Origin of the sequence: Legionella jordanis (assembly GCF_900637635.1) — a bacterium.
GTDB lineage: Bacteria > Pseudomonadota > Gammaproteobacteria > Legionellales > Legionellaceae > Tatlockia > Tatlockia jordanis.
This window is the reverse complement of the sequence record NZ_LR134383.1, coordinates 1-15,026: the sequence shown is the minus strand read 5'-3', so window position 1 is coordinate 15,026 and position 15,026 is coordinate 1. Positions and strand designations below refer to the sequence as shown.

Below are 15,026 nucleotides of genomic sequence, written 5' to 3'. Positions count from 1 at the left end.
GCATATGTTATAAATTTTATTCAATATGCGTGAAATATGTTAAAATAAAGCCGCAAAATTTACATATAGGAAGGGAAAATGACTATTTATGTGTTTTTATATAATGTAGTCCCAATTAAGTCCAATCTATCCCAGTTAAAGGAAGATCAAGACTCTACATTTATTCTGATTGGTAGTGACTATTGTCTGCAGCACCTGTCAGATGATAACCAAAAGCTGTTTCAAGAAATTCATGGTATCCATCGGAATTTTCATCAACCCGATCTAAATGAGGTTGAAACGATTTTATTAAACATTTTAGAACGCTATGATACGAAAAATATAAGATTGCTCACCAATGAGGACAGCACTCAACTCACTTGTGCCACATTAAGAGAAAAATACGGCATTCCAGGTAATAACAGCGAGCAGGTTTTGCCTTTTGTGAATAAACTGGTTTCAAAGAGCAAACTTGCCGGAAAAATAAGGACCCCCCGCTTTCTGTCCTTTGATAAAACCAGCTTTCAGGACAATCCTGAAGCCTATCTGTCTTCAGTTATTGAATACATCGGCTTTCCAATGTTCATCAAGCCCATCGATCTGGTTAGCAGTATTGATACTTACCATGTTCCGGATGTTAAAACATTGCGTAATGTGTTGAACAGCATCGTAGGCAAATCCTGGGATTTTGAAATTGATGAATTCATCGAAGGCGACTTATTTCATTGTGACGTCATCATACGTGAACATCGCATTGAATTTTTTATGGCAGGCAAATACGCTTGGCCACTGGCGAAATTTTCAAAAGGTTCGCCCATGGGTAGTCTGCCGATTAATGACAGCGTTTTATTCGCACAACTAAGGGCCTTTTCTGAAAACGCTTTAACCTGTCTAGGTCAGTTCTCATCTGCTTTTCATCTTGAGGTGTTCAAAGACCATAAATCGGGTGAGTTTATTTTCCTTGAGGCCGCAGCGAGAACACCCGGTGCTTTGGTGCCCGATATGTATAAGCTTATTTTCAATAGACACCTTGAAGAATTGCACTATCATGTCCAAATGTATCCTGATCAAGAGTTAGGCATAGAACAGAGTGAAACTTTTGCTGGTTGGGTAACCTTTCCCAAAGTCAAAGGAACCCTGCTCGAAATTAAGCAGCCAAGCATTTCCATTAATAACAACCTCAACCATTATGTCCAGTCTGGAGAGAAAATGGAGCAAGCTGTAAGTTTGTTGGACAGCTCTTGCAGCGTAGTATTTTGGGATGACTGTTATCGGAAAGCAGAACAGACTTTTGAATATCTACGGCATTATCAACCGCTGATTTTAAATGAAGCTGAAGGATAAAATCCTGCTCAATCATTAAAAGTATTCAAACCTCGAAGGGAGCAATAATCACGAGTGCTTTTGCTCCCTACTTTCTTTAAGGAATAATTTTTGCTTCTGTTCTTTGGTTAATTTAATTGTTAAACGCCATCCGTCCTCTTCAATTTTTTCATCCAGTACAGCATGGATTGCGTACAGTTCAGAACGTAATTTGGCATCCTGAGGGGTTAGTACAATCTCCTCTTCTAAAATGCCTCCTTGCAGCTGTTTGGTTATTGCCTCTCTTAATAAGTCCAGGCCTTCACCAGTTTTCGCCGACAGCCATACTTTGTATGCACCATCCTGAAGATCTATTTTTGCTTGCCAGCCTTCTTGCTGATCAATTTTGTTAAACACCTGGATGATTGGAATATCTTGCACACCCAGTTCAAGTAAAACCTGCCCAACAGCTGCTGCCATTTCTCGCCAATGAGGATCAGAAATGTCAATTACATGCAATAATAAGTCGGCTTCTTGCGTCTCTTCGAGCGTTGCACGGAAAGCTTCAATTAATTGATGTGGCAGATCTCTTATGAACCCTACTGTATCAGCTAGAATGACGGATGTAGCGCCCGGAAGTTCAGTTTTTCGCATGGTCGGATCAAGGGTTGCAAAAAGCTGATTGGCCGCGTAAATTTGCTCCCCGGTTAACGCATTAAACAGCGTGGATTTGCCTGCATTGGTATAGCCAACTAGAGAAACTGTAGGCATCGCTGCCTTCTTTCGCGCTCGGCGGTTTTGATCACGGCTTTTCCTCACCTTTTCCAAACGCTTGTTAATGGAGCGAATTCGCTCTCTTAATAAACGGCGATCAGTCTCCAGCTGCGTTTCTCCAGGACCTCGAAGACCTATCCCTCCCTTTTGGCGTTCGAGGTGGGTCCAACCTCTAACTAAGCGAGTGGACAAATGTTGCAGTTGTGCGAGTTCAACTTGCAATTTACCCTCGAAAGTCCGAGCCCGCTGCGCAAAAATATCCAGAATTAATCCGCTGCGATCAACGACTCGACATTGAAAAAGGCGCTCTAAATTCCGCTCCTGGGAGGGCGACAATTCGTGATTGACTAGAACCAAGTCTGCTTGCAGGGCTTGTACTTGCTGTTGAATTTCCTCAGCCTTTCCCAAACCTACATAGTATTTTGCTTCTGGGGTCGAGCGCCTCCCTAAAACGCAGCCAACCACCTCTGCCTGGGCGGAAATCGCCAGCTCCTTAAATTCTTCCAGAGCCTTTTCAGCATCTATTTCAGGCAATGCCAGCTGCACTAAGATGGCTCGCTCACCACCTTGGGGTCTTTCAAACAAGGTATATTCCGCTTTAAAATAAGTCAGTTAGTCTGCCACATTTTCTTCATCATCTCCAGCAGGTATTTTTACCATGCGGGATGGTACCACCGTGGAAATGGCATGTTTATATACCATTTGGGTTACGGAATTTTTAAGCATGACTACATATTGATCAAAGGAATCCACTATTCCGTGCAATTTAATTCCGTTTACTAAAAAAACAGAAACGGGAATTTTTTCCTTTCTTAATTCATTCAAGAAGGGATCCTGTAAGAGATGATTTTTAGACATTGCCCACTCCTTATTCTTATTTTATTCAGGCAACTACTTCATTAGTATAGTCGTCTTTAAGAAATAAAACTTTAGATTTTATATGCGCATGTGCAATTTTATTGCTCTAAATTGGAGCGCGTGAGTTGATTTCCCTCTTCCTGAGAATCTGGCTGTGCATTGTTTAATGGTGGTTGCACGCTTGCACTTGGTTTACCCAGTTTTAAAATCTGCCTGACATGGGCTGGTGCTTGATTATCAATAAGAAAAAATCGTTTAGGCTCCCAATGCTTGCGGCAAATGTCGGTGTGAATAGCCAGTTTGGGTTCAAGCAATTCAATGTTTTCCAAAATAACATTGACCAGGGGTCGATATTGCAGGGCTGTCCAGTAAATATCACAAAGAATGTTGGAAGCATATACAAACGTATTTTTTATACTTAAATCCTGGATGTGATTTTTTATTTTGATAAAGCTTGCAGCATCTGCGAAGGATTGTTTGATGCAAATGGTATTTGCTATTAGCTTTTGTAAGTAATCGTAAGTGTATAAATCAATAAGCTCGCCCCAGAACTTAAAAGGATCCTGCGGAGGATGCGTTTGGCTGTCTGCGCATTCGCAGGAATATTTTTTAAACGCACGATAACCCTTATTTTCTTCTTGAATTAAATATTGGGAGAGCTGTTCAAAAAATTCCGGTGCACTGGATTGTTCAGCGCTTTTTTTAAGGGAAGTCCAAGCATCATGCACTTTTTGGCTGTTATCAACGATGAAAATTCTTGGTGTGACGGAGCGATCTTTGACCGACAGCTCACAGGCAATTTTAATCGCACGGAAAGCGGAAGTAGCCACAAGTGCAACCCCTCCTTCCTTTGGAGCATGGTGATTAAGACCTTCAATATTGGGATCATTGCCCAATAAAAAGGCCATATACTCAGTCATTTGGTCCTTAGGCGACTGGTTAAACCGGTAACGTTTTTGGGTAAGGTATTTTCTAATCAGGCTTTGAACTTTGATAACTGAATTAAGCTGTGCATTCTCCGTGCTTACCGTATCATTGGCGCTCACCATTTCAACGCCTACGCTTCCATCTTGACTCATGGAATCTTCAGTAGTTGTGCCGGTGTTTTCTTTCATTAAGCACCTATCTAATTGTGTCTCATGGATATAAAAATAATCTTTTTGTTTATTTTTAATATAGACCATGCACAATGCAGGCGGCTTTCCCTTAAGATGCTTTGATCACAGTTCTATCCTGGGGCATTGAATTTGTAGTCAGTTTTGTCTTATTGGGGTTGTTTTTTAATCTGGTCGTCCTTGCTCTCCTCTGTGGAGTCGTCGATTAATTTTTTGTAATTTTCCCGCCAGAATAGGTTCTTATTCCCGCTTGCATCATCAGTGACTGTGCTTTCTTTCCGTTCTCGCCAGAGTTCTTGCCAGAGCTTGTCTTGCCAAAAAGGGGGTACTGTCTTCAATTCATAGCCATTTTCATCGCCTGTTAGTTCCACAAATTTGAACGTTTGCTTGGCAACTTCACTGAATCGCTCTCCAAATTCATGGGCTATTTTAAAGCATCTTCTCAATTCTGCTTGGGTAACTCCTTTTTCATAGGGATCTTCTCTTTCGGCTACTTTTGCAATAACTAATTTTTATTATTCAAACCCACAACAAAAATTAAAGGGACAATCGCCTCACCTTTTTGTATCCTTTTATAATTTTCAAGAACCAAATCATTGATAAGCTCTTTGAAATGCCTGTTCATTTGATATTTCTGACGTTTGTCTGAAAAACTATTTTTATACTCATAAGTATCTGAGTTAAATGCTTTTATATCTGAGCTCTCATTAATGGCTTGGCAAAGCTCGTGATATTGGAACACATTAAAACCATAAACCACTACTTGCTTACTGTCTCCACAGATGGCTTCTAAAGATTGTAGGTTAAGTTTCATAGATGCACTCAGAGGCTACTGCTGGTTGTATAAGTATAGAAGCGATTTGTATTATTTTTAACCATCTATTTAATTCTTAAAATTCACTCTTTGCTAATTACATGCTCAATCAAATTAGATACTATAGACCCTGGATTCATTTGGACACTGTTTGTCCAATTACGAGTCCCTAAGTTGTAAAATCTTTACTCTTAATTCCAACTTAGTTCTTCATCAGCAAATAAGGAGATTTTCATGACAAAATTCGCACTCACTGATTTATTAGAAATGAAGGATGAGCATATTTATGAATCTTTGCTAAAGGATGATTCTTTATGCGAGAGCAGCGACAGCTTGCAGCTAATGAGTTCAAGGCAGTCGATTGAATTGGCTACTAAGCTCATGTTAGCTTGCCCGCCAGAGTGCATGGCCTTCATTGAGGTACAAATGGATAAACTCAAGCAATCAGCCCCTGTTTTTGCCCCATACTTAGAGCATGCTATTAAAATAAAACATTATTTCAATTTGATATTAGACCCGCAGCAACAAGAACCCCAGACTGTTTTTACGAATCAACTTAAATTTGATGAATTAATACAATTCCAAAGGCTTTCGCAAACATTGGCAAATCAACATGCCCACCCGCTGGCCATGCGTATCTTGCAAACCGCATCCAATGAGAAATCGGAAGAAGTATTCAAACGCATCCGCGTCGTCTTCCATCACACGCCATTTTCAGAAACCTGTAACCGCATCGCCATCCTTAAGCGTTTATTGGAACAATTGGATGGTGATACTCCTTACCAAGCGTTTCAAAGCCGAGATTTCGATGCAGGGCTTTTCCATGAATTCTCTTCATTTGTCGCTGTGAATTTAAAAAATATAGACAGCCTTGCTGAGCGCTTAGCCAATGCTCCCTGCGAATATCATTCGCTAATCGCTAAAAAGCTCGAACAGCTGAATCCTGTTGCCTATCAGCAACAAGTGCTATTTAAAGAAGTTAACAGGCAATTTGGCAAACTCGCTGAATCAAAGCAGCAAGAACGAAAACTCTCCCCTTATGGCAATCTGCGTTATTGCTTCCACGTTGAACAATCAGCTCAAGGCTCTGACGCCGACAAAAAAGAAGAAGCCAAAGACAAAGCTTCACTCTCGATTTCCTAATTACCTTCAGCCATGGCCTTTGGCTAGTAAGGCCATGCTTTCCCCTCAGATAAAACCTCACTTGATTTGAGAAATTTCTTACAATTCATAAATGCCATTTCCCCATGACATCAACCGTGGAAGAGTTATACTCAGTACATAAGGATTTGACATGGATTGTCTGACAGGATGTCAACTAAGGGACCAGCACAATGGATGTGCTTCGCCGTAAGGATGCGGCCTTTTTCCATCAGAGCTTAAGGATGTAATTATACGTGGATGTCGTTTCTATCGATCGTCCAGCACCCAAATACTCTTAATCCCATCTATTACTTGTGCCAAATTGTTCCATTAATTTTTTTATTCCCAATCGATTCGATGTTCTTAGCTGTAGGCCTTATAGCACAACATTCTTCTTTTAAGACCCATAAGACAGGAATATATTCTTGATAAGCCATCAGGAACATAAATTTTTGTGCCTTTTTACTCAATTGAATGCAATAAACCAAAAAATCAATTTTCTAGGCCGAAAAACTATTGAGTTGTTTGTGGCGGCTGTGGCTAACTGTTTCTCAATAATGCAATTGCTTGAGGTCTTAATCTGGCTACAGCCGAAACGTCGTTGGCTGTAGCTAAGGTATCGTGCATATCCACACTACTTACTAAAATGGTTTGATTTTTTGTTGCTACACATTGGAGTAGACTTTGCACCTAGGAGCTTCCAAGCTTGTAAAAAAGGCTCTATCCATCAGCGATAAGCCTATAGGGGTTTTAACTGGACCTACGAAAAATAGAATTAAGTCTACATCTTTATTGCTATTATTTTCTCCGTAATGCCAAGTATTTACTGTTTTTGTCCATGTCTGTCCGGTTTTTAGTCTATTTTTTTAACCTTGGATTTGTCAGCAAAGCTACCGTGGGGATCGTCAGTGGCATACATTGTCAACTCACCCGAGAGAATATAACCTGCACCATTCATTGGATGTAAATGTATCGATGTTTTAGATCCGGGTGGAATTTGAAGCGGAGAATACTAAATTCAGTTTGACCCGGGGTTATGCTTGGTAATGTAGCACCATTCCAACTGCTGGTTGTTTTAAGTATTGTTCCATTTTTAATGAACTAGCTTTAAGTGTTGCATTGATACCAAATGCTAATAAAAATATTAAACTAAAACGTTTAGTTATCGTCATTGTACACATATGAAAATCCTTCAAATAAAGTCAACATAAAAACAGCCTCTACCTTCGATGCTTATTTGGAAAGTGGAAAGCTCTTGGTGATGATATCCAACTTTTACTTTACAAAGAATTGTTCGATACGAATTAATCTTAGATAGTCGCACCTTTCGAATAGGGCTCTTAAGCTTTTTAGAAGCGAACTGTTCGTGGATTACAAGGAACTCCCTGTTGGGTACTTGGAATAATAATCAACAATCACTTCCGTCTCTTGCTCCTTTGGGGCTCTTCAATCGGGTATCCTGCAACATCATCAATTTGTTGTAGAAAAATGATTATTTTTCATTTTATACCGTTTCTAATTAAGACATTCAGATTCCAAATTTAATTTTCGCCTACTATATGGGTTAAAATCACTGTTGGTTCAAACGGGATTGAATAACTTTACTCCCCTCAGCACTGGAGCAGTATCGAGTCTTGCGTTGGGATATTTAATAAATCTAAATTTAGAGCTAATTAAGGCATAATGCCTTCTTCTTAATATACGAGATTGGATTGGGAATACAATCCCACTCTGGTCATTGAACTTGCAAGAAATTCTTCGCTGATTGTTTTTAATTGCAAATTAAATTTCATGACCTATTCGGGGCATCAATTGGTGAGCAATTATATGAAGTCCATAATTGATTAATTTATAATCACATTTTTTTGATAATTTCATTAGCGATACACCAGACGTTGCTCATTCTAATGAACCGATTCTTCACACGCTGATCACCGAAGGATTAGGAACCTGAATAAAATTCATTGAACATCGCAGATCGGTATTTTCGAATGAATTATTTTGAATGAGCTATCCCATGATTGCACTGCAGGGGCTTTATAGACTAGAGAATCCTGTCTTATCATTCGATTCATTTCGGGCAATGCTTTAGAGGGTTTGGGGGTTATTATTGAACGGCCCCTTTCCATCCGATCATGCTTTTAATTTAATGCGATGTGCTTTGCTACCATAATGGTTAAGCAAAGCACATCGCATACGGAAAGGAGGAAATTTTGCCACTTAAATGTCGATGTTTTCTGCTTCCAATGCATTGTTTTCGATAAATTCTCGACGGGGCTCAACCTGATCACCCATTAAGGTCGTAAATATCTCGTCAGCAGCAACCGCATCTTCAATGCTCACTTGCAGCATACGTCTGACTTCAGGATCCATGGTTGTCTCCCAAAGTTGTTCCGGATTCATTTCACCAAGTCCTTTATATCGTTGGATGCTTTGTCCTCGTTTGGCTTCATCCATTAACCAACTTAATACTTCTTCAAAAGACTCCACATTTTGCACTTTCTCACCACGCTTGATGTAAGCGCCTTCTTCAATCAAAGTTGATAATTTAGCGCCAAGAGCTGCCATTTCTTTGTAATCTTTGGAGAAGAAAAATTCAGCATTCAAAAGGATATGATGATCCATTCCATGCTGAGTGATGCTCACTCGAGGTAAATGATAGTCCGTTTCCTGATGGTGAATAACGGCTACTTTAAATTGCTGAGTTTTATTGCCAAGCTGCTGTAAACTTAAGTGCAGTTGATTTGCCCAGCTGTTTATGATCTCGCGATGGTTGAAGTCATCATTATGAAGCATAGGCAGATAGATTAATCTTCTTAAAATTTCTACATTATATCGACGCGAATGGCGCTTGATGATTTTTTCCACACGGCGATATTTCAGCACTAAATCTTCCAATGCGGCTGCTGAAATCGCTGGCAAGTCCTTTCCTGGAAAAAATTGGGCATCTTCTAATGCGCTTTGAGTCAAATAATCGTATAGGGCTTCATCGTCTTTGACATACTGCTCTTGCTTGCCTCGTTTTACCTTATACAAGGGCGGTTGCGCGATGTAGATGTATCCGCGTTCAATTAATTCTGGCGCTTGCCGGTAAAAAAATGTCAGCAACAGGGTTCGAATATGGGAACCATCGACGTCAGCATCGGTCATGATAATGATCCGATGATAACGTATTTTATCCGGATCATATTCATCCGGACCAATACCACAACCTAAAGCAGTAATTAAGGTGGCCACTTCCTGAGAAGAAAGCATTTTGTCAAAACGGGCTTTCTCAACGTTAAGAATTTTTCCCTTTAGAGGAAGAATGGCTTGGAATTTGCGATCACGGCCTTGTTTTGCTGAGCCTCCTGCTGAATCTCCCTCAACAATATATAGTTCGGAAAGCGCAGGGTCTTTTTCTTGACAATCGGCCAGTTTACCCGGTAAACCGGCAATATCTAAAGCACCTTTTCGCCTGGTCATTTCACGGGCCTTGCGAGCAGCTTCTCTAGCCCGCGCGGCATCGATGATTTTGCCTACTATTGACTTCGCTACGTTTGGATTTTCAAGTAAGAAATCGTTTAATTTTTCTGCCACTAGAGATTCAACAGCCGCTTTTACTTCCGATGAAACCAACTTATCTTTGGTCTGTGAGGAAAATTTTGGATCCGGGACTTTTACAGATAACACGGCAGTCAATCCTTCACGCGCATCATCCCCCGTTGTAGCAACCTTTGCTTTTTTGGCAAAGCCTTCATTTTCAATGTAGGAATTAAGGGTTCTTGTTAATGCAGCACGAAAACCGGCCAGATGCGTGCCGCCATCCCGTTGTGGGATATTGTTGGTAAAGCAAAAAATGGTTTCCTGATATGAGTCATTCCATTGCATGGCCAATTCCACCGCAATGCTATCCTTTTCAGCAGAGAGCGTGAAAACAACTGGCATTATCGGGGTTTTATTTCGGTTCAGATGCTCGACAAAGGCTTTGATGCCACCTTCGTAGCAGAACGTATCGCGTTTTTGGCTACGTTCATCATAGAGATGAATGGTAACGCCAGAATTAAGGAATGATAACTCTCGTAGTCTCTTGGCAAGAATATCGTAGTTGAATTCTATATTGCTAAATGTATTCGAGCTCGGCTTAAACCAAACTTGGGTGCCAGTGGAACTCGCCTCACCCGTTACCGTTAAGGGAGCATCGGGTACACCATTGCGGTAATGTTGCTCATGCACTTTGCCATTGCGGCGAATCAAAAGATGCAATTCTTCAGACAAGGCATTCACGACTGAAACACCTACGCCATGCAGTCCACCAGAAACCTTATAGGAGTTATCATCAAATTTACCCCCGGCATGAAGTATCGTCATGATCACTTCCGCCGCAGAGCGACCTTCCTCTTTATGGATATCAACGGGGATCCCGCGGCCATCATCTTTTACAGTAATTGACTCATCAGCATGAATGGTTACATATATTTCACGACAGTGTCCAGCCAATGCTTCATCTATGGAGTTATCAACCACTTCAAAAACCATATGGTGCAGACCAGTACCATCGTCAGTATCACCAATATACATTCCTGGGCGCTTACGAACAGCATCCAAGCCTTTTAATACTTTGATATTTGACGAATCATAGCTGGCGCCAACGCTCATAGAACTCCTCGTTGCCTACTGGCAATAGCAAATAGTATATTATACCACGAAATCATTTTTTTTATATGATTACTGAGGCTATTGCAACAATGATGTACTGTTTCACGTGAAACATTTTCATTTACTGAAGCAAGTAATTGGGCGAGTAATGAAGCAAAAATTAGAATCAACGAATGGTGAGTAGTAAGGATGCAACTAGGGCCATTTAACGGTCGGAGATGGATGAATCGACCATTTTACTACTTTTATGAATGAATAACATGGCGGGCACTTCTAAACTAGTATCATTACTCAGTTCCCATTTCATACACAGCTCTCTCTATCAGAATTTAAGTCAAATGGTCTTTAGCCAAGCAATTGGGCATCCGACTTACTAGCTTAAACCCAGTTTTAAATTTAATAGTAACGGCTCATAAATACAAACATTAAACAACACAGATCCAAAGCAAAGTGAAAAATAAGTAAAAATTAGAATATTTAGGGCACTGAATTGCATAACCGACTAGCCTTGTATGGCATTTAAACTTCTCTCAAGATTTGTGACGGCTTTGCCCTCGAGAAAATAATCCTGCCTGCAGTCAGTGCTCAGCGCAAAAATGGTTTCATGGCGAAACTCCTTCAATCAAAAAGCACGTTTGCATTCAGTAAAGTGTTGGAAATGAAAAAATATGCACAGTGAAGCTGCGAAACCCATAGCCCATTTTAGAAGTTCATTTAGCAGGTTTGCTAAGACCTAATCATGGATTTGATGGTCCGCTGAACTCTCTTGCTATCCTGCCTTTACTACTGAGAGCAACATGTTGTTGTGGCAATGAACACATTCACTCATTTGAAAAGCAGATGTAGAATTTCAATTTAAGCGTTCTATTTCTTTAACGCTGCCGTTGTCGACTTGAAAAAGCTTAAATTCATCAGGCAGATTGGACAGTGAGGGCAGTGCCAACGTTGTGATAAACACTTGCCCTGACAGGGTCTTCATATGCTGTAATAAGCGATTTACATGTGCTTCATCGAGTTCGGATGTGAAATCATCAAACAAGTATAAACAAGGTTTTTGCGTCAAGTGAGCTTGAGCTAATTTTAAAGCGAAGAGTAGAATTTTTTGTTGGCCACGTGATAAGTATTGTTTTGCGGCATTAGCCTCAACCCGAAACAGCAAATCGGCTTGATGTGGTCCATATTGACTAAATTGCCGAGCAATATCCTGTTCATAGTTGCTTTCAAGAATTTGTAAAAGACTCTTTCCTGTTTCTCGCCTGTCCCAACCCTTAAAATATTCAAAGCTGCATTGGATATTACTTAACTCTAATGAAATCTGATTAAAAAATGGGAGAAGCTTTTGCACATAAGACAAACGCGCTTGATGAAGTTCATTGCCAAACTGATCAAGAATCTTATTCCAGGGCAAAAGCTGCTCTTTGTTTGCTCGTTGTCTTAGCAAAGCATTTCTCTGTTTCAACGCCCGTTTGTAGTGTTTCCATAGGTCATGGTAGTTTTGTTTCACGTGAAACAACCCCCAGTCCAGAACTGCTCGACGCACAGCAGGGCCTGCATCAATGATTTGAAAAATGTCCTGATAAAATATTTGGCAAGGCAGGAAACGAGCTAACTCACTGCTTGCCTGGCAGGCGGTGCCGTTCAAACGAACCTGCGTTGGCGAGCCAAGAGCCTTTTGAATACTGATGGTTTCATCAGAGGATGTACGGGCGAAAACAGTTAGTGCTTCCTGTTCTCGCGTAATCAACGGCAGAATCTCCCTACTACGAAAAGAGTGGCCGGTCCCTAGCAAATAAATCGCTTCCAGAAAAGAAGTTTTTCCGCTGCCATTTGCACCAAAGATAAAATTTAATTTAGGATGCAAATCCAGGCGAGCTGCTGTTATATTTCGCAGATGATAAATTTGCAGCTGAGCAAGGCTCATAATTTCATAGGCATAATGATGTATTGGTATTGTTCATCTTGCAGTGACTCTACCAAAATGCTGCTATCCATGGCTGACATCGATAAGCGAACCAATCCTTCATCAAAATAATTGAGCACGTCAAGAAGATAACTGGCGTTAATACCAATCTTGATTTCATTCCCGTCGGTATGAGCCTCAAGGGTTTCCGTCGCTTCTTCCTGTTCCTGATTATTGGCGATTAAAGTGAATGTTCCGCTTTGCATGTGCAAAATGACGGCTCGTGATTTTTCATGCGCTAAAATCATAATGCGTGACAATGCCCGTTTGAGCAAATCGCGATCCACCAACACAAATTTATCCTGTTGCTTTGGAATAGCTTTGGCATAAGGGGGAAAGCGCGCTTCGATAAGTCTGGATTGAAAGCTGAATTCACGACTGTCCAATTTGAAATGGCCTTTGCCAGCCGAAATTGCAATATGCTCATCTTCAATGCTGTTGAGTAATCTTAACATTTCCTGCACGGATTTTCTGGGCAATAAAAAACGCTGGTGGGAGTCAACGGCATCACAAGGCAATCTGCATACAGCCATGCGATGACCATCGGTAGCCACTGCCGTAATGACTTGGGAGTCAAGCTCAAGCAACAAACCATTTAAAAAAATCCGAACATCATGCTGCGACATGGCGAAATGGGTGGATTGCAGCAAATGAATTAAATCCTGCCGGGCAACCGTTAATTCAATGTCGCTTACATCGTTGTCACTTGATGGAAAATCCTCTGCAGGTAAAGTAGCTAATTTAAATTGACTTCTCCCGCAGCTGATAATCACCGTCCCTGCCTTTGAACTGATAGTAGGTGTGGCATCTTCATCCAGAGAACGCATTATATCGATGAATTTTTTGGCAGGGACAGTAATTTTTGCCGATGAACCGTGGCTGGCACAATCGATGCGGGCCGTTATTTCCATTTCCAAATCGGTGGCGGTTAAGCGCAATTGATCATTCGCCCAATAAAGAAGAATGTTGGACAGTATGGCCAAAGACTGCTTTTTATCAACAGCACCAGCGACAGCCAATAAAGGATTTAATAAGTGATTCCTGCTAAGTGTTAATTCAAACATGACAATCCAAACTATGAAGTTAAAGTTCGCATCAGATTTTTATAGTCTTCGGCAAAATCACTTTCACTCTGTATCAATTCTTTCACCTTTCGGCAAGCATGAATTACAGTAGTATGATCACGCCCACCGAAATGATCGCCAATTTCAGGTAGACTGTGATTGGTTAGTTCTTTCGCCAAGGCCATTGCCATTTGCCGGGGACGTGCAATTGAGCGACTGCGCCGCTTTGACAATAAATCAGCCACTTTGACCTTATAATACTCAGCAACGGTTTTTTGAATATTTTCAATCGTGACTAATTTATCTTGGAGAGCAAGCAAATCTCTGAGCGCTTCGTGTACAAAGTCAATGGTAATTGGTTTGCCGGTAAAATGAGCATTGGCAATCACTCGCCTTAGAGCACCCTCCAATTCCCGTACGTTTGAGCGGATGCGCTTGGCAATAAAAAATGCCACTTCATAAGGCAACTCGATGTTGGATTGTTCAGCCTTGCTGATTAGAATAGCAACTCGAGTTTCGAGTTCAGGAGGTTCTACTGCAACGGTCAAGCCCCAGCCAAAGCGGGATTTTAGCCGCTCCTCCATGCCCTCAATTTCCTTAGGATAGCGATCGCTTGTTAAAATAATTTGCTGCTGACCTTCAAGCAAGGCATTAAAGGTGTGGAAAAACTCTTCTTGCGAACGGTCTTTACCAGCAAAAAACTGAATGTCATCAATGAGCAAAGCATTTAAAGAACGGTAAAAACGTTTAAACTCATTAATTGAGTTGGTTTGCAATGCCTTGACCATATCAGCAACAAAACGTTCTGAATGCAGATACAACACCTTTGCTTCTGGATTATTCCTTAAAATGGTGTTGCCAATGGCATGCATTAAATGGGTTTTACCCAGGCCAACGCCCCCGTAAATAAACAGCGGATTATACGCTTCACCAGGACGCTCGGCGACCTGTAATGAGGCGGCACGAGCAAGCTGGTTGGAATTCCCCTCCACGAAACTGTCAAAAAGGAATTTCTTATTTAAATAGCTGTTCTTGTATTCAGCAGTTTTTTTGGCCATGGGTTTGCTGGCATTGGAAGGAGCGTTAGTTGACATCGCAGCAGCAGGGCTTTGCTCAACAGAATTCTCAGAAACCGATTTTGGCCCAATTTCAATACTTACTGAGGAAATAACTCCAGCGCCAAATTGCAAAACTAATTCTTTGATTCTGGAATAGAAGTTTTTTTTGACCCAATCCACAACAAAGCGATTTGGGGCAAATAAAATCAAATTAGCTCCTTGAAAATCAGCTTGCAAAGGATTCAACCATGTATTGAATTGCTGGGGAGGATATTCCTCTTTCAAAAACCCCAAACATTTCTGCCAAACATTTGCAGACAC

At 40.9% G+C, this 15,026-nt stretch carries 11 protein-coding genes; 2 read left to right on the top strand and 9 right to left on the bottom strand.

The annotated features are described in order from the left end of the window. Positions 1 to 78 precede the first annotated feature (78 nt). Positions 79 to 1,323: an ATP-grasp domain-containing protein gene (locus EL203_RS00055; RefSeq protein WP_058471581.1), complete on the top strand. Its 1,245-nt coding sequence runs from the start codon at positions 79 to 81 to the stop codon at positions 1,321 to 1,323. Positions 1,324 to 1,371: 48 nt separating this feature from the next. On the opposite strand, the gene hflX is transcribed toward EL203_RS00055, so the two are convergent. The 5 genes from hflX to EL203_RS00030 form a co-directional block, all read right to left on the bottom strand. Then, complete coding sequence (gene hflX, locus EL203_RS00050) at positions 1,372 to 2,640, bottom strand: ribosome rescue GTPase HflX (protein ID WP_058471582.1); 1,269 nt, start codon at positions 2,638 to 2,640, stop codon at positions 1,372 to 1,374. 27 nt (positions 2,641 to 2,667) lie between these two features. Then, positions 2,668 to 2,913, bottom strand: a complete 246-nt coding sequence (hfq, locus tag EL203_RS00045) for an RNA chaperone Hfq (RefSeq protein WP_058471583.1) — start codon at positions 2,911 to 2,913, stop codon at positions 2,668 to 2,670. Between the two features lie 98 nt (positions 2,914 to 3,011). Beyond that, on the bottom strand, positions 3,012 to 4,028 hold the full coding sequence (locus EL203_RS00040; protein ID WP_126320068.1) for a hypothetical protein: 1,017 nt from the start codon (positions 4,026 to 4,028) through the stop codon (positions 3,012 to 3,014). Positions 4,029 to 4,177: 149 nt separating this feature from the next. Then, the gene (locus EL203_RS00035; protein WP_058471585.1) at positions 4,178 to 4,474 is read right to left on the bottom strand and encodes a hypothetical protein; all 297 of its coding nucleotides are present in this window, start codon (positions 4,472 to 4,474) and stop codon (positions 4,178 to 4,180) included. A 59-nt stretch (positions 4,475 to 4,533) separates the two neighbouring features. Continuing rightward, entirely contained in the window at positions 4,534 to 4,842 is a 309-nt protein-coding gene (locus EL203_RS00030; RefSeq protein ID WP_058471586.1) for a hypothetical protein, read from the bottom strand. Positions 4,843 to 5,076: 234 nt separating this feature from the next. Here EL203_RS00030 and EL203_RS00025 point away from each other — a divergent pair, with 234 nt between their 5' ends. Beyond that, positions 5,077 to 5,985 carry a hypothetical protein gene (locus tag EL203_RS00025; protein ID WP_058471587.1) on the top strand — a complete coding sequence of 303 codons (909 nt, stop codon included), beginning with the start codon at positions 5,077 to 5,079 and terminating at the stop codon, positions 5,983 to 5,985. 2,220 nt (positions 5,986 to 8,205) lie between these two features. Here the strand turns inward: EL203_RS00025 and gyrB are convergent. The 4 genes from gyrB to dnaA all read right to left on the bottom strand — a co-directional run bounded on the left by gyrB (position 8,206) and on the right by dnaA (position 15,026). Continuing rightward, on the bottom strand, positions 8,206 to 10,623 hold the full coding sequence (gene gyrB, locus EL203_RS00020; RefSeq protein ID WP_058471589.1) for a DNA topoisomerase (ATP-hydrolyzing) subunit B: 2,418 nt from the start codon (positions 10,621 to 10,623) through the stop codon (positions 8,206 to 8,208). 850 nt (positions 10,624 to 11,473) lie between these two features. Then, positions 11,474 to 12,544 (bottom strand): DNA replication/repair protein RecF, encoded by a 1,071-nt coding sequence (recF, locus tag EL203_RS00015; protein ID WP_058471590.1) that lies wholly within the window; start codon positions 12,542 to 12,544, stop codon positions 11,474 to 11,476. Beyond that, positions 12,541 to 13,647, bottom strand: a complete 1,107-nt coding sequence (gene dnaN, locus EL203_RS00010) for a DNA polymerase III subunit beta (protein WP_058471591.1) — start codon at positions 13,645 to 13,647, stop codon at positions 12,541 to 12,543. Before dnaN ends, recF begins: the two co-directional genes overlap by 4 nt. An 11-nt stretch (positions 13,648 to 13,658) precedes the next feature. Continuing rightward, entirely contained in the window at positions 13,659 to 15,026 is a 1,368-nt protein-coding gene (gene dnaA, locus EL203_RS00005) for a chromosomal replication initiator protein DnaA (protein WP_058471592.1), read from the bottom strand.